Source organism: Massilia sp. 05N420 (genome assembly GCF_056397205.1).
This window is the reverse complement of the sequence record NZ_JBFTMX010000020.1, coordinates 20435-41460: the sequence shown is the minus strand read 5'-3', so window position 1 is coordinate 41460 and position 21026 is coordinate 20435. Positions and strand designations below refer to the sequence as shown.

Annotated in this window: 25 protein-coding genes; 17 read left to right on the top strand and 8 right to left on the bottom strand. The window is 65.0% G+C overall.

Annotation, left to right across the window (positions count from 1 at the left end; all coding sequences use genetic code 11):
• The first annotated feature begins 201 nt into the window (after nucleotides 1-201).
• The gene (coq7, locus tag AC1DIX_RS15355) at nucleotides 202-849 is read left to right on the top strand and encodes a 2-polyprenyl-3-methyl-6-methoxy-1,4-benzoquinone monooxygenase (protein WP_442124029.1); all 648 of its coding nucleotides are present in this window, start codon (nucleotides 202-204) and stop codon (nucleotides 847-849) included.
• 35 nt (nucleotides 850-884) lie between these two features.
• Here the strand turns inward: coq7 and AC1DIX_RS15350 are convergent, their stop codons facing one another.
• From AC1DIX_RS15350 to AC1DIX_RS15335, 4 genes are read right to left on the bottom strand one after another with little or no spacing between them, the layout of a single operon-like run.
• Complete coding sequence (locus AC1DIX_RS15350; protein WP_477325451.1) at nucleotides 885-1307, bottom strand: OsmC family protein; 423 nt, start codon at nucleotides 1305-1307, stop codon at nucleotides 885-887.
• Between the two features lie 41 nt (nucleotides 1308-1348).
• Nucleotides 1349-2533, bottom strand: a complete 1185-nt coding sequence (locus tag AC1DIX_RS15345) for an ABC transporter permease (RefSeq protein ID WP_442124027.1) — start codon at nucleotides 2531-2533, stop codon at nucleotides 1349-1351.
• The gene (locus AC1DIX_RS15340; RefSeq protein ID WP_442124026.1) at nucleotides 2530-3264 is read right to left on the bottom strand and encodes an ABC transporter ATP-binding protein; all 735 of its coding nucleotides are present in this window, start codon (nucleotides 3262-3264) and stop codon (nucleotides 2530-2532) included. The genes AC1DIX_RS15345 and AC1DIX_RS15340 overlap by 4 nt, the downstream gene beginning before the upstream one ends.
• Before the next feature lie 13 nt (nucleotides 3265-3277).
• Nucleotides 3278-4738: an alpha/beta fold hydrolase gene (locus AC1DIX_RS15335; RefSeq protein WP_477325448.1), complete on the bottom strand. Its 1461-nt coding sequence runs from the start codon at nucleotides 4736-4738 to the stop codon at nucleotides 3278-3280.
• A 272-nt stretch (nucleotides 4739-5010) separates the two neighbouring features.
• On the opposite strand from AC1DIX_RS15335, the gene rplM reads away from it, so the two are divergent.
• The 5 genes from rplM (at nucleotide 5011) to erpA (ending at nucleotide 8069) form a co-directional block, all read left to right on the top strand.
• The gene (gene rplM / locus AC1DIX_RS15330; protein WP_435570927.1) at nucleotides 5011-5439 is read left to right on the top strand and encodes a 50S ribosomal protein L13; all 429 of its coding nucleotides are present in this window, start codon (nucleotides 5011-5013) and stop codon (nucleotides 5437-5439) included.
• Nucleotides 5440-5448: 9 nt separating this feature from the next.
• Nucleotides 5449-5841: a 30S ribosomal protein S9 gene (gene rpsI, locus AC1DIX_RS15325; protein ID WP_323143189.1), complete on the top strand. Its 393-nt coding sequence runs from the start codon at nucleotides 5449-5451 to the stop codon at nucleotides 5839-5841.
• A gap of 215 nt (nucleotides 5842-6056) precedes the next feature.
• Nucleotides 6057-7094: an N-acetyl-gamma-glutamyl-phosphate reductase gene (gene argC, locus AC1DIX_RS15320; protein WP_442124024.1), complete on the top strand. Its 1038-nt coding sequence runs from the start codon at nucleotides 6057-6059 to the stop codon at nucleotides 7092-7094.
• A gap of 126 nt (nucleotides 7095-7220) precedes the next feature.
• Nucleotides 7221-7637, top strand: a complete 417-nt coding sequence (locus AC1DIX_RS15315) for a bactofilin family protein (RefSeq protein WP_442124023.1) — start codon at nucleotides 7221-7223, stop codon at nucleotides 7635-7637.
• A gap of 54 nt (nucleotides 7638-7691) precedes the next feature.
• A complete protein-coding gene (erpA, locus tag AC1DIX_RS15310) occupies nucleotides 7692-8069 on the top strand; it encodes an iron-sulfur cluster insertion protein ErpA (RefSeq protein ID WP_442124022.1) in 378 nt (125 codons plus the stop codon).
• A 58-nt stretch (nucleotides 8070-8127) separates the two neighbouring features.
• Here the strand turns inward: erpA and AC1DIX_RS15305 are convergent, their stop codons facing one another.
• The 3 genes from AC1DIX_RS15305 to AC1DIX_RS15295 form a co-directional block, all read right to left on the bottom strand.
• Nucleotides 8128-8544, bottom strand: a complete 417-nt coding sequence (locus tag AC1DIX_RS15305) for a GNAT family N-acetyltransferase (protein ID WP_442124021.1) — start codon at nucleotides 8542-8544, stop codon at nucleotides 8128-8130.
• A gap of 10 nt (nucleotides 8545-8554) precedes the next feature.
• The gene (locus AC1DIX_RS15300; RefSeq protein WP_477325446.1) at nucleotides 8555-9658 is read right to left on the bottom strand and encodes an anhydro-N-acetylmuramic acid kinase; all 1104 of its coding nucleotides are present in this window, start codon (nucleotides 9656-9658) and stop codon (nucleotides 8555-8557) included.
• Between the two features lie 93 nt (nucleotides 9659-9751).
• Nucleotides 9752-11113 (bottom strand): M23 family metallopeptidase, encoded by a 1362-nt coding sequence (locus AC1DIX_RS15295; protein ID WP_442124019.1) that lies wholly within the window; start codon nucleotides 11111-11113, stop codon nucleotides 9752-9754.
• A 169-nt stretch (nucleotides 11114-11282) separates the two neighbouring features.
• Between AC1DIX_RS15295 and tyrS the strand changes: the two genes are divergently transcribed.
• The 11 genes from tyrS (at nucleotide 11283) to AC1DIX_RS15240 (ending at nucleotide 20553) form a co-directional block, all read left to right on the top strand.
• A complete protein-coding gene (gene tyrS, locus AC1DIX_RS15290) occupies nucleotides 11283-12557 on the top strand; it encodes a tyrosine--tRNA ligase (RefSeq protein WP_477325444.1) in 1275 nt (424 codons plus the stop codon).
• Nucleotides 12554-13012 (top strand): D-aminoacyl-tRNA deacylase, encoded by a 459-nt coding sequence (gene dtd / locus AC1DIX_RS15285; RefSeq protein ID WP_477325442.1) that lies wholly within the window; start codon nucleotides 12554-12556, stop codon nucleotides 13010-13012. The genes tyrS and dtd overlap by 4 nt, the downstream gene beginning before the upstream one ends.
• A 172-nt stretch (nucleotides 13013-13184) precedes the next feature.
• Complete coding sequence (locus tag AC1DIX_RS15280; RefSeq protein ID WP_477325440.1) at nucleotides 13185-13853, top strand: YbhB/YbcL family Raf kinase inhibitor-like protein; 669 nt, start codon at nucleotides 13185-13187, stop codon at nucleotides 13851-13853.
• Nucleotides 13854-14495, top strand: coding sequence for a histidine phosphatase family protein (locus tag AC1DIX_RS15275; protein WP_477325438.1), 642 nt, complete (start codon nucleotides 13854-13856; stop codon nucleotides 14493-14495).
• Between the two features lie 106 nt (nucleotides 14496-14601).
• Nucleotides 14602-15627, top strand: coding sequence for a tRNA dihydrouridine synthase DusB (dusB, locus tag AC1DIX_RS15270; protein ID WP_477325436.1), 1026 nt, complete (start codon nucleotides 14602-14604; stop codon nucleotides 15625-15627).
• Between the two features lie 87 nt (nucleotides 15628-15714).
• A complete protein-coding gene (locus AC1DIX_RS15265; protein ID WP_036235444.1) occupies nucleotides 15715-15948 on the top strand; it encodes a helix-turn-helix domain-containing protein in 234 nt (77 codons plus the stop codon).
• Between the two features lie 97 nt (nucleotides 15949-16045).
• A complete protein-coding gene (gene purH, locus AC1DIX_RS15260; protein WP_477325434.1) occupies nucleotides 16046-17632 on the top strand; it encodes a bifunctional phosphoribosylaminoimidazolecarboxamide formyltransferase/IMP cyclohydrolase in 1587 nt (528 codons plus the stop codon).
• A gap of 140 nt (nucleotides 17633-17772) precedes the next feature.
• The gene (ruvC, locus tag AC1DIX_RS15255) at nucleotides 17773-18315 is read left to right on the top strand and encodes a crossover junction endodeoxyribonuclease RuvC (protein ID WP_477325432.1); all 543 of its coding nucleotides are present in this window, start codon (nucleotides 17773-17775) and stop codon (nucleotides 18313-18315) included.
• A 19-nt stretch (nucleotides 18316-18334) separates the two neighbouring features.
• On the top strand, nucleotides 18335-18913 hold the full coding sequence (ruvA, locus tag AC1DIX_RS15250; RefSeq protein ID WP_442124011.1) for a Holliday junction branch migration protein RuvA: 579 nt from the start codon (nucleotides 18335-18337) through the stop codon (nucleotides 18911-18913).
• A gap of 109 nt (nucleotides 18914-19022) precedes the next feature.
• Complete coding sequence (gene ruvB, locus AC1DIX_RS15245; RefSeq protein ID WP_442124010.1) at nucleotides 19023-20090, top strand: Holliday junction branch migration DNA helicase RuvB; 1068 nt, start codon at nucleotides 19023-19025, stop codon at nucleotides 20088-20090.
• Nucleotides 20091-20100: 10 nt separating this feature from the next.
• Nucleotides 20101-20553 (top strand): YaiI/YqxD family protein, encoded by a 453-nt coding sequence (locus AC1DIX_RS15240; RefSeq protein WP_477325430.1) that lies wholly within the window; start codon nucleotides 20101-20103, stop codon nucleotides 20551-20553.
• Here AC1DIX_RS15240 and AC1DIX_RS15235 read toward each other — a convergent pair.
• Entirely contained in the window at nucleotides 20550-21002 is a 453-nt protein-coding gene (locus tag AC1DIX_RS15235) for a hypothetical protein (RefSeq protein ID WP_477325428.1), read from the bottom strand. The genes AC1DIX_RS15240 and AC1DIX_RS15235 overlap by 4 nt on opposite strands.
• Nucleotides 21003-21026: the final 24 nt, after the last annotated feature.

Sequence of the window (21026 nt, the reverse complement as noted above, 5' to 3'; positions counted from 1 at the left end):
GGGGCAGCGTCCATGCGACACACGGCAGTTTCACCGTCCCAGATTGCAAAAATGCGCGACCAGGGTGCAGCGGAAACTGCGTCTCAGCATACGGCAGTGAAAAATTTCTGTCCAGTTTGACAACTTCCTTTCCCTGCCGGATGGGGGGAAAAGCGGCCGAGGGATATAATGGCGCTTTCAAGCGTATTGAACATGCAAGCCATGGATAACCTGTCCCGCTCCATCAATCCTCTCGACAACCTGATCTCGGGCTTCGACCGCGCGCTGCGCGTGGTCGGCGGCGTGGCCAAGGCCTCGCGTCCGAATCCCGGCACCCTGGCCCAGGACTGCGAACTGAATGCCCAGGAGGCGCGCCACAGCGCCGGCCTGATGCGCGTGAACCACGTCGGCGAAGTCTGCGCCCAGGCCCTGTACGACTCGCAGTCGCGCCATGCCGGCAGCCCGGCGATGCGCACCCAGTTCCAGCAGGCCGGCCGCGAGGAAGAAGACCACCTGGCCTGGACGGCCGAACGCCTGGCCGAACTGGGTTCCCAGCCGAGCCTCCTGAATCCCTTGTGGTATGCCGGCGCCTATGCGCTGGGGACGGTGGCGGCGCGCATGGGCGACGCCCACAGCCTGGGCTTCGTCGTCGAGACCGAACGCCAGGTCGAGGCCCACCTGAACAGCCACCTGGACAAACTGCCGCCGCAGGACGGCAAGTCGCGCGCCATCGTCGACCAGATGCGCGTCGACGAGATCGAGCACGGCGCCAAGGCCCAGGCGATGGGCGCGGCCGAGATGCCGCTGCCGGTGCGCATGGCGATGCGGGCGATGGCCAAGGTCATGACCACCACCGCGTATTACATTTGATTGGATGTCCGCGTGGGCACCCCGTGCCCACGTGCTTACGCCTCGACGATCTCGAACGAGTGCGTGATCTCGGCCGTCTTGGCAAGCATGATCGAAGCCGAGCAGTACTTGTCGTGCGACAGGCTGACGGCCCGCTCCACCGCCGCCGGCTTCAGGTTGCGGCCGCTGACGATGAAATGGAAGTGGATCTTCGTGAACACCTTCGGATCGGCGTCCGCGCGTTCGGCCTTCAGCGTGACGTCGCAGCCGCGCACGTCCTCGCGGCCGCGCTTCAGGATCAGCACCACGTCATAGGCGGTGCAGCCGCCGGTACCGAGCAGCACCATCTCCATCGGGCGCGGCGCCAGGTTGTGGCCGCCGCCTTCCGGCGCGCCGTCCATGCTGACCATGTGGCCCGAGCCGGTTTCGGCCCGGAAGCTCATCCCCGACGGGCCGTTCCAGCTGACTTTGACTTCCATTGCATTCTCCCTTGCGTGATTCAGGGCGTCTATTCTAAGGCTTACACGGAGAGCACGTAGCGTTCGCTCTTCATGCGCCAGCTGGCGAAGCCGACGGCCACAAGCGCCGCCAGCGCCGAACAGGCAAAGGTCATCAGGACGGGCAGGGCGCCGATGTCGCCGCCCTTGCTCATTTCGCGCAGCAGGGTCTGGTTCGACAGCACCGGCACCATATACATCCAGTCAGCGGTCTTCAGCTCCATCATCGGCACGATGAAGGCCGGCAGCATCGGCACGATCATCACGAAACTCAGCACGCTCTGCGCTTCCTTGAAGGATTTGGCGTTCATGGCCAGCGCCACCTGCAGCCCGGCGGCGAACAGGCACAGCGGCACGCTGACGATGCAGATCAGTATCAGCTCGCCCCAGCCCATGCTCCACGACATGCCGATCTCTTCCAGCGGCAGCCAGGACAGGATGGCGTGCGCCAGCACCAGTTCGAGCGTGACGCCGATGATGGCCAGGCTGCCGGAAGTCAGCCATTTGCCGACCACCAGCTCCCAGGCCTTGGCCGGCTGCGCCATCAGCACTTCCATCGAGCGGCGCTCGCGCTCGCCGGCGGTGCTGTCGACGGCGGTCGACATGCCGCAGATGAAAGCCGGCACGAACAGGATGCCGAGGATGCCGCCGATCAGGCCCGCCGAACGCGAGGCATTGGTGGCGGTATCGAAGCGCTGGACCTGGACCGGCGCCAGCGTCGCCGGCGACACCCCGTGGGCGAGCAGGCGCGCGCCGGCGACGTTGGCGTTGTAGGCTTCCAGCACGCTCTCGACTTCGCGGCGGCGCGGTCCGTTTTCGTCGGCCGAGTCGTACCACAGCTCGACGCGCGCCGGGCGCATCGCCGCATAGTTCTCGGTGAACTTGTCGGACAGGCGCAGCACCACGGCGTATTTGCGCGCCTGCAGCGCTTCGGTGATCGCCGGCTCGTCGAGCGGGCCGAGTTCCCTGGCGGTGATGTTGCGCTGCTTGAGCTGAGCCATCAGCGTGGGCGCCTGGGCGCCGCCGATGACCGCGATCTCGACGCCGTCGCGCTCCGGCTTGGTGGCGCGCTTGATGGTCTGGTTGACCACGTAGCCGATCATGATCGGATACATCAGGGTGAACAGCGCCAGCAGGGCGAGCGTGCGGCGGTCGCGCAGGGCTTCGCGCAGCTCTTTCAGGAAGACGATCAGGAATTTCGGTTTCATGCGGCGATCCCTTCTTCGGTGCCGACCAGGCTGACGAAGGCGTCTTCCAGGTTGGCGATGCCGGTACGCCGGCACAGGTCCTCGGGCGAGCCCTGGGCCACCGTATGGCCCTTGGCGATGACGATCACGTCGTCGCACAGGTGGGTCACTTCCTGCATCACGTGGGTGGCCATGATCACGCAGCAGCCCTCGGCGCGCAGGCTTGACAAGGCGGTGCGCAGGGCGCGCGTGCTCATCACGTCCAGGCCGCGGCTCGGTTCGTCCAGCAGCAGGTGGCGCGGGCGGTGCAGCAGCGTGCGCGCCAGCGCCACCTTGATGCGCTGGCCCTGCGAGAAGCCCTTGGCGCGGCGCTCCAGGATGTCGTCCATCTGCAGCAGCCCGGACACTTCGTCGATGCGCTCCTGCAGCGAGGGGCCGGCCATGCCGTTCAGTTCACCGAAGTACCGCAGGTATTCGCGCGTGCTGAGGCGCTCGTAGAGTCCGAACTGGTCGGTCAGGAAACCGATGTTGCGGCGTACCGCCAGCGGATCCTTTTCCGGGTCGACGCCGTCGATCGCGATGCTGCCGTGGTCGCGCCTGAGCAGCCCGACTAGGGTGCGCAGGAGGGTGGTCTTGCCGGCGCCGTTGGGGCCGAGCAGGGCGGTGATCTGGCCGTCGCGTGCGGTGAAGCTGACGCCGCCGAGGGCGTGCACGGAGCCGAACTGTTTGCGTACTTCCTGGACTTCTATCATGGCGGACTGGGGATCAGGGTTGCGGCCCGGCGCTGCCGAGCTGGAAGGTCGGGGCCGGGATCTCGGACAGGCACTTGGCGTCGAGCGGGCTGGCCGGGCGGTCGAGGAATTCGCGCAGCAGGCGCGGCGCGCAGCCGAGCTGCGAGACGCCGTGGCCGGCATTCGCCACCACCAGTTGCTGGGCATTGCGCATGTGGCGCGCGGCGCTTTCGGCGCGGCGCGGCGGCGTCACCGGATCGAGGGCGCCGGACAGCAGCAGCGCCGGCGCCTGGATCGTCGACGGCTCGGCATACGGCACCGCCGGCACCGACATCAGCCGGCACAGGCCGGGAATGCGGTCGGCCAGCGGGCGCGTGAGCAGCGCCGCGTCGTCCTTCAGCAGCGCCGGCGTCATGCGCGGAACGTCCTCGGCGCAGACCACCGACAGGTAGAGCAGGGTCGCGGTCGAGGCATCGCTGGCGAAGTCGCCGGCGATGTTGTGGCGCGCGATGAAGGGCTCCCAGCGGCCCTGCCAGGCGCTGTGCAGCAGGAAGGGCAGGCGGCGCGCGTCGGCCGGCGAGTACAGGATGTTGTGCACGGTGCCGAGGAAGCGCGGACCGGTCATCGTGAACGTCACCTGCTGGGCCGTGCGCGGATCGGCGACCGACAGCTTGAGGCCGGCCTCGGCGCGCGCGGCCAGGGTGTCGAACTCGGCGCGCAGCTTGGGGTAGGCCTTGTTGCAGGCGGCGTCGGCCCGGCATTGCGCGAACAGCTTGTCGAGCGCGGCCTGGCCGTCGCGGCCGCCGGCCGGGATCACCTGGTCCGGCGCGGCAACGCCGTCCAGCACCAGCGAACGCACGCTGTCCGGGAAGGCGCGCGCATAGGCCTGGCCGAGGCGCGTGCCGTAGGAGCCGCCCCAGACGTTGATCTTGCCGTAGCCGAGGGCGCGGCGGACCTGCTCGATGTCGCGCGCGGCGGCGGCCGTGGTGTAGGCGGCGAAGGGCGCCGGCTTGGTGCCGATGCAGCGGCGCAGCCCGGCTTCGATCTCGGCGTCGCTCAGCATCTCTTCGTTGGGCGGGGTCTCGCAATCGAGCTTGCCGGACAGGCCGGTGCCGCGCTGGTCGATGAAGACAATGTCGCGGGTGGCGCGCACGCGTTTGAATGCGGCCGACAGCAGCGGCAGCACGTCGCTGCCGGCCTGGCCGGGACCGCCGGCCAGCACGAACAGCGGATCGGGGCGCGCCGGCGCGCGGAAGGCCGGGGCCACGGTCACGTGCAGCTTCAGGCCGGCGGCCACGGGCGCGGCATAGTCGAGCGGGACGGGAATGGACAGGCAGCGCAGCGTTTCCTCGGCGCCGGGCAGGTGGCAGCTGCGGGCAGCCGGCTTGGCGGCGGCGACGGCGGATGCGCTGGCGGATGCGGCAGGTGGCGCGGCGAGCGCCGACGCCGAGTACAGCAGGGCGAACAGGGCAGGCAGGATCGGACGGGTGTTCACGGAGTCTCCTCTACGATGTCACCCATAGTAAATTGCTATTCTTTTGTGGGTCAACAAATAGTTGCATATACGCATTAACCTTCTTTGTGCTGGATCACCATGCGGAGTGTGGGGTATGCGTCAAGGCTGGCTTGACTGGGGAGCCCCCGATCAGCTATGATCGTGGGCTTTCCATTTGCTCAGGAAAAGACAATAAGGCAGAGTCCGCAGTTGGCAGCATCGACGAGCGGAACCACCATTTGAGCATTTACACCTAGATATAGGAAGTCAACATGAAAACTTTTTCCGCTAAGGGCCATGAAGTCCAGCGCGATTGGTACGTGATTGACGCGACGGACAAAGTCCTCGGACGTGTTGCCAGCGAAGTGGCACGCCGACTGCGCGGCAAACACAAGCCGGAATTTACTCCGCACGTCGACACCGGTGACTTTATCGTCGTCGTCAATGCAGGCAAACTGCGCGTGACCGGCACCAAGGCCACCCAGAAGACCTACTACCGTCACTCGGGCTACCCGGGCGGTATCTACGAAACCAACTTCCTGAAAATGCAACAGCGCTTCCCGGGCCGCGCCCTGGAAAAGGCTGTCAAAGGCATGCTGCCGAAGGGCCCGCTGGGCTACGCCATGATCAAGAAGCTGAAGGTCTATGCGGAAGCTACCCACCCGCACGCAGCCCAGCAACCGCAAGCACTCGATTTCTAAGGAACTGACATGATCGGTAACTACAATTACGGCACCGGCCGTCGCAAGAGTGCAGTCGCCCGCGTGTTCATCAAGGCTGGCACCGGCCAGATCATCGTGAACGGCAAACCGGCTGCCGAGTACTTCTCGCGCGAAACCGGCCTGATGGTCATCCGTCAGCCGCTGGAACTGACCGGCAACGTCGAGCGTTTCGACATCAAGGTCAACGTGCATGGCGGCGGCGAGTCCGGCCAGGCAGGTGCAGTGCGCCACGGCATCACCCGTGCACTGATCGACTACGATGCAGGCCTGAAGCCTGACCTGGCACGTGCCGGTTTCGTCACCCGTGACGCCCGTGAAGTCGAGCGTAAGAAAGTTGGTCTGCGCAAAGCACGTCGCGCAAAGCAATTCTCGAAGCGTTAATTGGATCTGCAGCGCTCTGCGCTGCTGCCAGACAGAAAGCCGCCCGCTGCAAAGCCGGCGGCTTTTTTGTTTTCCAATAACTCGGGTCAGTAATTCGGGGTCAGAGCACTTTTTCAGCATGCGAAAAAGTGCTCTGACCCCGAATTTTCGGTGACGCTGCTAAAATTGCAGCCTCGTCCTCGCTGGGCCTTATTTATCTTTACGAAGGAAAGAACATGATCAAAGTTGGCATCGTTGGCGGTACCGGTTACACGGGCGTGGAGTTGCTGCGCCTGTTGTCGGCCCATCCCGAGGTGCAGCTGACCGCCATCACCTCGCGCAAGGAAGACGGCCTGCCGGTGGCAGACATGTTCCCGTCGCTGCGCGGCCACGTCGACCTGGCCTTCTCGAGCCCGGACAAGGCCGACCTGACCCAGTGCGACGTGGTGTTCTTCGCCACCCCGCACGGCGTCGCCATGGCCCAGGCCCCGGCGCTGCTGGCCGCCGGCGTGAAAGTCATCGACCTGGCCGCCGACTTCCGCCTGAAGGACCGCGCCGCCTTCGAGAAGTGGTACAAGATGGAGCACACCGCGCCCGAGCTGATCGAGGAAGCGGTGTATGGCCTGCCGGAGCTGAACCGCGAAGACATCAAGAAGGCCCGCCTGATCGCCAACCCGGGCTGCTACCCGACCACCATGCAGCTGGGCTTCTACCCGCTGCTGAAGGCCGGCCTGATCGACGCCGGCAACCTGATCGCCGACAGCAAGTCGGGCGTGTCCGGCGCCGGCCGCAAGGCCGAGATCGGCACCCTGTTCTCGGAAGCCAGCGACAACTTCAAGGCCTACGGCGTGGCCGGCCACCGCCACACCCCGGAAACCTCGGCCCAGCTGCAGCGCTATACCGACCAGAAAGTCGGCCTGATCTTCACGCCCCACCTGGTGCCGATGATCCGCGGCATGCACTCGACCCTGTACGCGCGCCTGACGAAGGAGATCGACAACGCCGCCCTGCAGGCCCTGTTCGAGGACGCCTACCGCGACGCCGAATTCGTCGACGTGATGCCCTTCGGCTCGCACCCGGAAACCCGCTCGACCCGCGGTTCGAACATGCTGCGCATCGCGCTGCACCGTCCGGACGGCGGCGACACCGTGGTGATCCTGGTGGTGCAGGACAACCTGGTCAAGGGCGCCGCCGGCCAGGCCGTGCAGTGCATGAACCTGATGTTCGGCGTGCCGGAAAACATGGGTCTGCAGCAGATCGCGCTGCTGCCGTAAGGAAAGCGCGTCTCCCCTCGCAAGGGTTGCCGACAAGATGCAGATCAAGGCAGGTGATGTTGAGCACGGTAAATTGATCTTTGCACTAGCTTGCTTGGCAACCCATCACAACGCGAGGGGAGTCCCATGTTCGGTCGTAATGCAAAAAGCGAAATCGATAGCCTGATCGGCATTTCCGCACGCATCGAAGGTGACCTGGTATTCACCGGCGGCCTGCGCATCGACGGCGAGGTGCACGGCAACGTGATTGCCGGCGATGCCGCCGCCGACAGCGTCCTGATCGTTTCCGAGCACGCGCGCATCGAGGGCGAGGTGCGCTGCGCCAACCTGGTTGTCAACGGCCATATCGCCGGGACGGTGCGGTCGACGGAACTGCTTGAATTACAGCCGAAAGGCCGCATACATGGGGATGTCCATTACCGCCTGCTGGAAATGCACGGCGGCGCCCTGGTGACGGGCAAGCTGACCCACGAAGCCGCGCCGATCCCGGCCGCCGAGCCGGTGTTTCATTTGGGCGTCGCCGCGGAAGGGGCATCAGCATGACTGGCGCCAACCGTCTATAATGGACGAAATCCGAATTCAATCAGGAGTTTATCCATGACCGCAATCGCCGAATTGCATCGCTCGCAAGAGCAGGACACCATGCCGTCGCCCATCAACTTCACCGATAGCGCCGCGCAGAAGGTCGCCCAGCTGATCGAGGAAGAGGGCAATCCCGACCTGAAACTGCGCGTGTTCGTGCAGGGCGGCGGTTGCTCGGGCTTCCAGTACGGCTTCACCTTCGACGAGATCATGAACGACGACGATACCGCCATGGAAAAGAACGGCGTCACCTTGCTGATCGACTCGATGAGCTACCAGTACCTGGTCGGCGCCGAGATCGATTACAAGGACGACCTCGAAGGCGCCCAGTTCGTCATCAAGAACCCGAACGCCACCTCGACCTGCGGCTGCGGTTCGTCGTTCTCGGCGTAATCGTTCTTCGCATTCATCAAATGGCCGCCCCGGCATTGCCGCGGCGGCCATTTCATTGTCAGGCCGGCGCGCGCCGGTAAGCCATGCCGATCGATGCCGGCGCCGTCGGCACGAAACCGAACTGCGCGTACAGGGCATGCGCCTTGCCGTCCGCGATCAGGCTGACGTAGCCGCTGTCCGGCACCTCGCGCTCGATATAGGCCATGATCTCGCGCATGATGGTCTTGCCGAGTCCCTGGCCCTGGTGTGCCGGCAGGACGGCAATGTCGACAACCTGGAAGAAGCAGCCGCCGTCGCCGATCACGCGTCCCATGCCGACCGGCGCGCCTTCATGCAGGATCTGCACGGCGAACAGCGTGTTCGGCAAGCCTTTCGCGGCCGCCTCCACCAGCTTCGGGCTCAGGCCGGCGCCGACGCGCAGCATGCGGTAGGTATCGATCGAAGGCGTGGACAGCCGGGTAATATAGGGCGTCATCGAACGCTCCTCAGGTTGGATACAAGGCGCCGAGTACGCGCAGGCCCGCCGCGCCGGTCACTGCCGGCAGGTTGCCCGGCTGGCGCCTCGTGAAGCGGTAACCCAGCCAGGCAAAGGCCAGCGCCTCGACCCGGTTCGGCGCCACGCCGAGTTCTTCGGTGGACGCCACCGGAATCCCGCCGCCGAGCGCCTCTGCGATGTCTTTCAGCAGCATGCCGTTATAGGCGCCGCCGCCGCACACGTAGACGGCCTGGGCCGGCCGGCCGGCGGTCGCATCCTGGATCGCCTGCGCGATCGTCACCGCCGTCAGGCGCGTCAGGGTTGCCTGGACGTCGGCCGGGGCCAGGCCGGGGCGCTGGAGCAGCTTCGCATCCAGCCATTCCGCATGGAAGAGGTCGCGCCCCGTGCTCTTGGGCGGCGGCTGGCGGAAATATGGCTCGTCCAGCAGGATCTCCAGCAGTTTTCCGTCCACCTTGCCGGCCGCCGCGAAGGCGCCATCCTCGTCATAGGGCTTGCCGGTGTGGCGCGCAACCCACAGATCCATCAGCACGTTGCCTGGGCCGGTGTCGAAGCCGCTCACGCGGCCGTCGCCGTGCAGCACGCTGATATTGCCGATGCCGCCGATATTCACCACCACCCTCAGCATCTTCGGCTTGCCGAAACGGGCTTCATGAAAAGCTGGCACCAGCGGCGCGCCCTGGCCGCCGGCGGCGATGTCGCGCGTGCGGAAATCGGCGATCACGTCGACGCCGGTCAACTCCGCCAGCAGGGCCGGATTATTGGTCTGGCGCGTAAAACCCAGTTCCGGGCGGTGGCGGATGGTCTGGCCATGCACGGCGACGGCGCGTACCGGACCCGGCGCCCGGGCCAGCAGTTGCTGCACGCAATCGGCGTAGCAGCGCGCCAGCGCGTTCGCGGCCAGGGCTTCGCGCTCCAGTTCGTTCTCGCTGGCCGCCTGCAGGGCCATCAGCTCGGTGCGCAGTTCGGCAGGGAAGGGCGTGAAGGCGGCGTCCAGGGTGCGGATGCCGCGGCCGGAAAAATCGGCCAGGACGCCGTCGACGCCGTCCAGGCTGGTGCCGGACATCAGGCCGATGTAGAGGGAGGAAGCGCTCATATTCTATTTGCTTGAATGGGCTCTTGAGTAAAAAAAAGCGCCTTGCACTGTGCAGTGCAAGGCGCCTCATTCTATCTACGATTCAGTTGCAGCTCAGCGCGCAGCCATCGCGTTGCCGGCCGGATTCAGCAACGAGAAGCGGTGCGACATATCGGTGGCGGCCATGCGGAAGCGCGACAGTTCGCCGGCGTTCAACGGCTGGGCCTGCAGGTTCTTCAGCTTCATCGGGTCGGTAGCCTGGCCGCCGATGCGGAATTCGTAGTGCAGGTGCGGGCCGGTTGCCCAGCCGGTCGAACCGACGTAGCCGATCACATCGCCCTGGTGGACCTTCTCGCCGCGGCGCAGGCCGCTGGCGAAGCGGCTCATGTGGCCGTAGGCGGTGCTGTAGTTCGACCAGTGCTTGAGCACGACCATGTTGCCGTAGCCGTTCGACACGCCGACGAAGTCGACGGTGCCGTCGCCGGCGGCGCGGATCGGGGTGCCCGTCGGGGCGGCCATGTCGACGCCCTTGTGCGCTTTCCACACATTGAACACCGGGTGCATGCGCATCGAGAAGCCGGAGGAGATGCGGCTGAAGGCGACCGGCGACTTCAGGAAGGCTTTCTTCAGCGACTGGCCGTCCAGGCTGTAGTAGCCGCCCTGGTGGCTGACCGGGTCTTCGTACCAGACCGACTGGTAGGCGACGCCGCGGTTGATGAACTCGCCGGCCAGCACGCGGCCGGTACGGACCAGTTCGCCATCCTGGTAGAAGTTTTCGTAGACGACGTTGAAACGGTCGCCGCGCTTCAGGTCCGAGCGGAAGTCGATGTTGGTCGAGAACATCTCGATGATCTGGTTGACCACCGAATCCGGGATCTGGCCGCCGTCGACGTTGGCGTCGGTAGCGGCATACAGCGAGGTGCTGATTTCGCGCGAACGCATTTCGACGCGGCGCTCGAGTTCGGCCGGCGCCTTGGTGACGACGAACTTGTCGCCCTTGCGCGTCACGGTAACGGTATTAAATTGATCCTTGTCGACGGCGATGGTGGCGCGCAGCGACAGCATCAGGCCGTTCTCGTCGGTCTCGGCCTGGATGCGCTTGCCGGTCTTGAGGGAGAGGATGCTGCGGGCCAGCTTGTCGTTGCGGACGAAAGCCGCTGCCTGCTGGTCGTCGATGCCGAGGCGGGTGAAGACGGAGCCGAGCGAGTCGCCCGGGCGGATGCGTTCTTCGTGGATGAATTCCTGCTGGTCCTGCTGCAGCGCGGCGATCTGGTCAGCCAGGTTCGGCAGTTGCAGGTCTTGTGCGATGGACTTGACAGGAATGTCGGAGGCGTCCGGCGCGATCGGGGCGACTGCGGTCGCGCCGAAGGCACACAGGGCCAGGGCAGCGGCGCCACCCGCGATGATGCGGGTTTTGCGGCTGGTCTCTGCGAGACCGAACCAGCGCTTGCCGGTGATTTTCTGTATTGGGTTCATGCAATCAGTTAAAATTTACCGCTTCATCGTCCCAAGACCAACGCTTTTTCTTTTTGTTTTCTTACTTGTTGTCTGTGGAACTTTTCATGCGGCAAGATTGACGGGATCGCGAATTATATCAAAATACTGGGTCCTACAACCGTTTTAGCCTTATTCCTACAAGATTTTTATGACTTCTGCTGAGCTTTCTGCTAATGCAAAAAATGCAACTTCGGCCGGCGCGACGGCTCTTCCCTTGAGCGATGCCGTCCAGGAAGCCCTTGCGATCACCAAACGCGGTGTCGACGAACTGCTGATCGAGAGCGAATTCGCCCAGAAGCTGGCGCGCTCCGAGCAGAGCGGCCAGCCGCTGCGCATCAAGCTGGGCCTGGACCCGACCGCGCCCGACCTGCACCTGGGCCACACCGTGGTGCTGAACAAGCTGCGCCAGCTGCAGGACCTGGGCCACCAGGTCATCTTCCTGATCGGCGACTTCACGTCGATGATCGGCGATCCCTCGGGCCGCAACGTGACCCGTCCGCCGCTGACCCGCGAACAGATCGAAACCAATGCGCAGACCTATTTCAAGCAGGCCTCGCTGGTGCTCGATGCCGCACGCACGGAAATCCGCTACAACTCCGAGTGGTGCGATCCGCTGGGCGCGCGAGGCATGATCCAGCTGGCCTCGCGTTACACGGTGGCACGAATGATGGAGCGCGATGACTTCACCAAGCGCTTCAAGAATGGGACTCCGATTTCGGTCCACGAGTTCCTGTATCCGCTCATGCAGGGATATGATTCGGTCGCTTTGAAAGCAGACCTTGAGCTGGGTGGAACGGATCAGAAATTCAACCTGCTCGTGGGCCGCGAGTTACAGAAGGACTACGGCCAGGAACCGCAGTGCATCCTGACCATGCCGCTGCTCGAAGGCCTGGACGGCGTCGAGAAGATGTCCAAGTCCAAGAACAACTACATCGGCATCACCGAGCCGGCCAACACCATGTTCGGCAAGCTGATGAGCATCTCGGACGTGATGATGTGGAAGTACTACGAGCTGCTGTCCTTCCGCTCGCTGGACGAGCTGGCGGCGCTGAAGAAGGCCGTCGAGGGCGGCGCCAACCCGCGCGACGCCAAGGTTGCGCTGGCCCAGGAAATCGTCGCGCGCTTCCACTCGCAAAAAGCGGCCGAGGATGCGCTGGCCGACTTCGTCAACCGCTCGAAGGGCGGCATTCCGGACGACGTGCCGGAAGTGAGCCTCGGCGGCGCCCCGCTGGGCCTGCCCCAGCTGCTGCGCCAGACCGGCCTGTGCGCTTCCAGCTCGGAAGCCATGCGCATGATCGACCAGGGCGGCGTGCGCATCGACGGCACGGTCGTGTCCGACAAGTCGCTGCAGGTCGAGGCCGGCACCTTCGTGTTGCAGGTCGGCAAGCGCAAGTTCGCGCGCGTGACCCTGGCCGCCGCATGATCGGATTGGTGCAGCGCGTGACCCAGGCCAGCGTCGTGGTCGACGGCGAGACCGTCGGCGCCATCGGCCGCGGGCTGATGGTGCTGGTCTGCGCCGAGAAGGGCGATACCGAGCGCGAGGCCGACGCCTTGCTCGCGAAGCTGCTCGGCTACCGCGTCTTTTCCGACGAGGCCGGTAAGATGAACCGCAGCGTCGCCGACGTCGAGGGCGGCCTGCTGCTGGTGCCGCAGTTCACGCTGGCGGCCGACACGCGCTCCGGCACCCGGCCCTCGTTCTCGCCGGCGGCCGCGCCGGACGACGGGCGCCGCCTGTTCGAGCGTTTCGTGCGCCAGGCGCGCGAGCGTCACGGTAAGGTCGAGACCGGCCGCTTCGGCGCCGACATGCAGGTCTCGCTGACCAATGACGGTCCAGTGACTTTCTGGCTTCGTATTGATCCACCCAAGGTCTTGAGCTGAAACTGCGGCGGGTGGCGCAGGTCAATGTAAAAGAGCGTCTGGCAAAGCCGGCAGGGCAAGGGGCATCGCCGCAGCGGCGGACCGCGAAGACAGTACGCCAGTACGGCGAGACGAATGCAACGCCGCCATGCCGGGTTTGGCAGAGGCTCAGAGGGAAATGGAGGGCTGAGAGATGAAAATCTGGAGCGATTCCTTTATCGAGGGCGGCCTCATTCCGCCCCGCTGCGCGTTCGCCGAGATCGATCCCGGCGACCACATCAAGCTGTCGAGCAACCGCAGTCCCCACCTCGCCTGGGACGACGTCCCGGCCGGCGCCGAGTCCCTGGTGCTGCTGTGTCACGACCTCGACGTGCCGGCCAGCGGCGCCGACGTCAACCAGGAGGGGAGGGCGGTGCCGGACGCCTTGCCGCGTACCGACTTCTACCACTGGTCGCTGGTCGACATCCCGGTCAGCCTGACTTCCTTTGCCGAAGGCTTGTTCTCGGACATGGTCACGCCGGGCGGCAAGAGCGGTCCGCTGGTCCCGTTCACGATCAAGAACGGCACCGAGCACCAGTTGCGCCACGGCATCAACGACTATACGAGCTGGTTCGCCAACGATCCCGACATGGCTGGCGAATACTACGGCTACGACGGCCCCTGTCCACCCTGGAACGACGAGCGCATCCACACCTATGTGTTCACGCTGTATGCCCTCGACATCCCGCGCCTGCCGCTGACCGGGCGCTTCACCGGCAGGGAAGCGCGCCTGGCGATCACGGGCCACATTCTGGACGAAGCGCGGATCTTCGGCGTGTATTCGCTGAACCCGCAAATCGCCGCCACTATCATCGATAAATAATTGAACAAGATTCTCCTGATCCGCCATGGCGAAACCGCCTGGAACGCCGAACGCCGCCTGCAGGGCTATCTCGATATCCCGCTGAACGAGGAAGGCGAACGCCAGGCCCGGCTGCTGGCCGAAGCGCTGGAGTCCGAGTCCATCGACGTGGTCGTCTCCAGCGACCTGCACCGCGCCCGCCAGACGGCCCAGGCCGTGGCCACCCTGCGCGGCATGCCCCTGCACGTCGACCCGGCCCTGCGCGAGCGCTGCTACGGCGGCTTCGAAGGCTTGCTGTACAGCGAGATCGAACAGCGCTTCCCGGCCGAATTTGCCGCCTGGCAGGCGCGCGATGTCGACGCAATTTTGCCAACTGGCAAAAATCGTGGTGAAACCTTCCGCCAGTTCTACACCCGCGCGACCAGCGCCATCCTGGCCACCGCCGCCGCGCATCCGGACCGGACCATCGCCATGGTGGCCCATGGCGGGGTGCTCGAATGCGCCTACCGGATGGCCAGGGCGCTGCCGCTGGAGACGCCGCGCGACTTCAAGGTCTACAACGCCAGCATCAACCGCTTCCGCATCGACGACGGAAAACTCCTGCTCGAGAGCTGGGGCGAGGTGGCGCACCTGCGTCCGGCCCTGCTCGACGAACTAAGCTGACAGAGGTTTATGTCAGATTTGCAACACACGATAAAAGTGTGCTGATAAATTGAGCAGCGCTTCGGGTAAAATAGCGAGTTCCCGATTATTTTCTGGTTTTTCTCCCGTGCAAATTGGTCCCTACGCGCTGCGTAACAATGTCTTCGTCGCTCCGATGGCCGGGGTGACCGACCGCCCGTTCCGTCAGCTGTGCAAGAAGCTCGGCGCCGGCTATGCGGTGTCGGAGATGGCAGCCTYGAATCCGCGCCTGTGGGCCAGCGAAAAGTCTTCGCGGCGCACCGACCATGCGGGCGAGATGGAGCCGAAGGCGGTGCAGATCGCCGGCGCGGTGCCGGAAGAACTGGCGGAATGCGCGAAGTTCAACGTCGACCGCGGCGCCCAGATCATCGACATCAATATGGGCTGCCCGGTCAAGAAGGTCTGCAACAACTGGTGCGGCTCGGCCCTGCTGCAGCACGAAGACCTGGTCCAGCGGATCCTCGAAGCCGTGGTTGGTGCCGTCGACGTGCCCGTCACGCTGAAATTCCGCACCGGCTGGGACCGCCAGAACAAGAATGCCCTGACGATCGCGCGCATGGCCGAGCAGGCCGGCATCGCCATGCTGACCCTGCACGGCCGCACCCGCGCCGACGGCTACAAGGGCGATGCCGAATACGACACCATCGCCGCGGTAAAGGCGGCGGTCTCGATTCCGGTGGTGGCGAATGGCGACATCACGACCCCGGAAAAGGCGAAATTCGTGCTCGACCACACGGGCGCCGACGCCGTCATGATCGGGCGCGCGGCCCAGGGCCGTCCATGGATCTGCCGCGAGATCGATCACTACCTGCGCACCGGCGAATACCTGCCGGCGCCGCTGGTCGAGGAAGTGCGCGAGCTGATGAACGAACACCTGCCGGCCCATTACGCCTTCTACGGCGAATACCTGGGCGTGCGCACCGCGCGCAAGCACATCGGCTGGTATGTGCAGGACCTGCCCGGCGGCGAGGAATTCCGCCAGCGCATGAACCTGCTGGAATCGACCGCCGAGCAGCTGGCGGCCGTGGATGAATTTTTCAAATCGCAACAGCGGTATGGCGAGCGGTTACAATACCGGCCCGCGCATTCCGATGATGTCGCGATTGCGGCATGAACGAATAATCAAGTAATAGCAAAAAAATAAGAAACAATCGGAGACAGGGCTGCCAAAAGCGGCACATCAACCAAGGTGAAGTAGCACATGAGCAAAGAAAGTATCCAGGAAGTCGTTCAGAAAAGCCTCGAAGATTATTTCAACGACCTGGGCGAGCAGAAACCGACGAATATCTACGACATGATGCTGCTGACCGTCGAAAAGCCGATCCTGCAAGTGGTGATGACCCGTGCCGAGGGCAACCAGTCGCATGCCGCGCAGATGCTGGGCATTAATCGCAATACCCTGCGCAAGAAATTGCAGGAGCACGGGCTGCTGTAAACGCCGGCGGGAGGGCCGGCGTGCGAGCGTGCGCCGACCCTGTCCGGCGTAGTAGACACTCCATGCTCGCACCGATTTTTATCAACAGGCCTCTCCCATGATCAAACAAGCCCTCATTTCCGTTTCCGATAAAACCGGCGTGCTCGATTTCGCGCGCGCGCTGTCCGCACTCGGCGTGAACATCCTGTCGACCGGCGGTACCGCCAAGCTGCTGCAGGACAATGGCGTCCCCGTCACCGAAGTCGCCGACTACACGGGTTTCCCGGAAATGCTCGATGGCCGCGTCAAGACCCTGCACCCGAAAGTGCATGGCGGCATCCTGGCGCGGCGCGACTTTCCCGAGCATATCGCCAAACTGGAAGAGCATGGCATCCCGCAGATCGACATGGTGGTGGTCAACCTCTACCCCTTCCAGGCCACGGTCGCCAAGGAGCAGTGCTCGCTGGAAGATGCGATCGAGAACATCGACATCGGCGGCCCGACCATGCTGCGCTCGGCGGCCAAGAACCACCGCGACGTCGTCGTGCTCGTCGATCCGGCCGACTACGGTCCGGTGCTGGCGGAAATGAAAGGTACCGGCGAGACCGCCGGCAGCGTGTCCTACGACACCAAGTTCCGTCTGGCAAAGAAAGTCTTCGCCCACACCGCGCAGTACGACAGCGCGATCACCAACTACCTGACCAGCCTGGGCGATGACAAGCAGCACGCCACCCGCGCCGCCTACCCGCAGACCCTGAACCTGCACTTCGAGAAGGTGCAGGACATGCGCTACGGCGAGAACCCGCACCAGAGCGCCGCTTTCTACCGCGACCTGGTCCCGGCCGCCGGCAGCCTGGCCAACTACCGCYAGCTGCAGGGCAAGGAACTGTCGTACAACAATATCGCCGATGCCGATGCCGCCTGGGAATGCGTCAAGACGATGAAAGGCCTCGAGCAGCCGGCCGGCTGCGTGATCATCAAGCACGCGAATCCCTGCGGCGTGGCGATCGGCGCCGACGCCCTGGACGCCTACCAGCGCGCACTGAAGACCGATCCGACCTCGGCCTTCGGCGGCATCATCGCCTTCAACGTGCCGGTCGACGGCCAGGCGGCCGAAGCGATCGCGAAGCTGTTCGTCGAAGTGGTGATCGCCCCGGCCTTCACGGCGGAAGCGCGCCAGATCATGGCGGCCAAGCAGAACGTGCGCCTGCTCGAGATTGCGCTGGGTGAGGGCCAGAACCTGTTCGACGTCAAGCGCGTCGGCGGCGGCCTGCTGGTGCAATCGCCGGATGCGAAGAACGTACTGCCGGCCGACCTGCGCGTGGTCACCAAGAAACAGCCGACCCCGCAGCAGCTGGCGGACCTGATGTTCGCCTGGCGCGTGGCCAAGTTCGTCAAGTCGAACGCGATCGTGTTCTGTGCCAACGGCATGACCCTGGGCGTCGGCGCCGGCCAGATGAGCCGCATCGATTCCRCCCGCATCGCCTCGATCAAGGCCCAGAACGCCGGCCTCTCGCTGGTCGGTTCGGCGGTGGCGTCGGATGCCTTCTTCCCGTTCCGCGACGGCCTGGACGTGGTGGTCGATGCCGGCGCGACCTGCGTCATTCACCCGGGCGGCTCGATGCGCGACCAGGAAGTGATCGATGCGGCTGACGAGCGTGGCGTGGTCATGCTCTATACTGGCACCCGCCACTTCCGTCACTGATCTGGCGATATGCGTGGGGTGATTGATGCCGGGGGCCTCAATCACGAGCCCACGCACCTTGCGTGGCATGTTTGCCATGCACCTGTGTTTTTGCACAGTATTTTTCCCACGAAACAAGCCAGCCGGTATAACATTCGATAATGATTATTCTCGGCATCGACCCGGGCCTGCGCACGACGGGGTTCGGGGTCATTGAAAAACACGGGCAGCGGCTGCGCTACATCGCATCCGGCACCATCAAGACCGGCACGGAGGGCGCCTTGCCGCCGCGCCTCAAGATCATCCTGGGCGGCATCAGCGAAGTCGTCGCTACTTACAAGCCGGCCTGCGCGGCCATCGAAAAAGTCTTCGTCAACGTCAATCCGCAGTCGACCCTGCTGCTCGGCGCCGCGCGCGGCGCCGCCATCACGGCGCTGGTCGGGGCCGATCTCGAGGTGGCGGAATACACGCCGGCCGAGGTCAAGCAGGCCGTGGTCGGTAGTGGCAAGGCCGTCAAGGCCCAGGTCCAGGAAATGGTGGCGCGCCTGCTGAAACTTCCCGGCCTGCCCGGCACCGACGCCGCCGACGCCCTCGGCATCGCGATCTGCCACGCCCACGGCATGGATGCGCTGGCGCTGATCGGTTCGCTGTCCCCGGAAAAGCAGGCCCTGCACATGCGGCGCGGCCGCCTGGTCTCCTCCTGATTACATTGAAAGGTCAACCATGATCGGTCGTCTCTCCGGCGTGCTGCTGGAAAAGAATCCCCCGCAAGTGCTCGTGGATTGCCAAGGCGTCGGCTACGAGGTCGACGTGCCGATGGGCACCTTCTACAACCTGCCGCACACGGGCGAGAAGGTGGTGCTGTTCACCCACTACGTGGTGAGGGAAGACGCCCACCTGCTGTTCGGCTTCGGCTCCGCCAACGAGCGCGCCGTGTTCCGCCAGCTGATCAAGATCACCGGCGTCGGCGCCCGCACCGCGCTGGCCATCCTGTCCGGCATGTCGGTGGCCGACCTGTCCCAGGCCGTGACCCTGCAGGAAGCCGGACGCCTGGTCAAGATCCCGGGCATCGGCAAGAAGACCGCCGAGCGCCTGCTGCTGGAACTGAAGGGCAAGCTGGGTGCCGACATCGGCGCGGTCGGCGGCGCCGTGCAGGACGACGCCCAGGCTGACGTGCTCAATGCGCTGCTGGCCTTGGGGTATTCTGACAAGGAAGCGCTGGCTGCGATCAAGAACATGCCGGCGGGGACCAGTGTTTCCGAGGGCATCAAGCTGGCCCTCAAGTCGCTGTCGAAGGCCTGAAACCCGTCGTTCCCGCGCAGGCGGGAACCCAAGTTCTGCTTGAGCTATCGAAACGCACGCAAACTTGGATCCCCGCCTTCGCGGGGACGACGTTCATTCGCTAACACATATGAGCATCCAAACCGACAACTTCACCGAGCAGCGCATCATCGACGCCGCGCCGGCCTCGCCGAACGAGGAGGCGATCGAGCGCGCCTTGCGGCCCAAGCACCTCGACGAATACGTCGGCCAGTCGAAAATCCGCGACCAGCTCGAGATCTTCATCTCGGCCGCCCGCAAGCGCCGCGAGGCGCTCGACCACACCCTGCTGTTCGGTCCGCCTGGCCTGGGTAAAACCACGCTGGCCCACATCATCGCGCGCGAGATGGGCGTGAACCTGCGCCAGACTTCCGGCCCGGTGCTGGAACGTCCGGGCGACCTGGCTGCGCTGCTGACCAACCTCGAAGCGAACGACGTGCTGTTCATCGACGAGATCCACCGCCTGTCGCCGGTGGTCGAGGAGATTTTGTATCCCGCGCTCGAGGACTACCAGATCGACATCATGATCGGCGAGGGTCCGGCCGCGCGTTCCGTGAAGCTCGACCTGCAGCCGTTCACCCTGGTGGGAGCGACCACCCGCGCCGGCATGCTGACCAATCCGCTGCGCGACCGCTTCGGCATCGTCGCCCGCCTCGAGTTCTACAACGTCGACGAACTCACCAGGATCGTGACCCGCAGCGCGGCGCTGCTGGAGGCGCCGATCAACGAGGACGGCGCGCGCGAAGTCGCCAAGCGCGCCCGCGGCACCCCGCGTATCGCCAACCGCCTGCTGCGCCGCGTGCGCGACTATGCGGAAGTGAAGGGCACCGGAGAGATCACCAAGGACATGGCCGACCGCGCATTGAAGATGCTGGACGTCGACACCGTCGGCTTCGACGTGATGGACCGAAAGCTGCTCGAGGCGGTGCTGTTCAAGTTCGCCGGCGGTCCGGTCGGCATCGGCAACCTGGCGGCGGCGATCGGCGAGGCCGCCGACACCATCGAGGACGTGCTCGAACCCTACCTGATCCAGCAGGGCTATCTGCAGCGCACCCCGCGCGGGCGCATCGCCACGCCGCTGGCCTATAAGCACTTCGGCGTCGCCGCACCCCGCATCAGCCCGACCGGCGACCTGTGGGACAACCTGCCGCCGGCATAAGGCGCCGGCCATGGAAATCTGGGTCGATGCCGATGCCTGCCCGGGCGTGATCAAGGACATCCTGTTCCGCGTGGCCGAGCGCCTGCAGCTGCAGGTGACCCTGGTCGCCAACCAGCTGATCCGGGTGCCGGGTTCGCGCTTCATCCGCGCCCTCCAGGTGCCGAGCGGGCCCGACGTCGCCGATACCGAGATCGTCGAGCGCCTGGCGCCGGGCGACCTGGTGATCACCGGCGACATTCCGCTGGCGGCGCGGGTACTGGAGAAGGGTGGGGATGCGCTGAATCCGCGCGGCGATTTCTACACCAAGGACAATATCGCCCAGCAGCTGACGATGCGCGCCTTCATGGAAGAGTTGAGGAGCGGCGGCATCGATACCGGCGGCCCCGCCGCCTTCAGCCAGGCCGACCGCCAGCAGTTTGCGAATGCCCTCGACAGGCATCTGGCGCGCCGTCCAAAAATTTAGAACCGCGAACCGCGCCGCTCCGCCGACGGATGGCGCTGGACCAGCACAAGCGCGGGCTCGCTGCGTTCGCGCTGGCGCATCGGGCGCTGGCGGCGATCCGGCGCTGCCGGGTAGACGAAGCTGATGAACAGCAGTACCGCGAACGACACCAGCATGCCGCTGGCCCACAGCAGCTCGGCATTGGTGCGCGTCGCCAGCACGACGATGCCGGCGGTGGCCGGGATCAGCAGAAGCAGGCCGCCGAGCATGCGGACATGCGCGGAACGGCGCATGCGCTTGCCCAGCACGGCGATGTAGAGGAAGCTGAGCGCTACCAGCGCGAGCCCGGCCAGGCCGCCGGCGACGATCCAGGCCGGCATGCCGGTCTGGCCGGCATTGGACAGCAGCGCCGGAGGCAGGATAAGGACCAGGCCTCCCGCCAGCAGGGCAAGCAGACGCAGAAAGATCATGAGGCGGTTTCCTTGACGCATGGC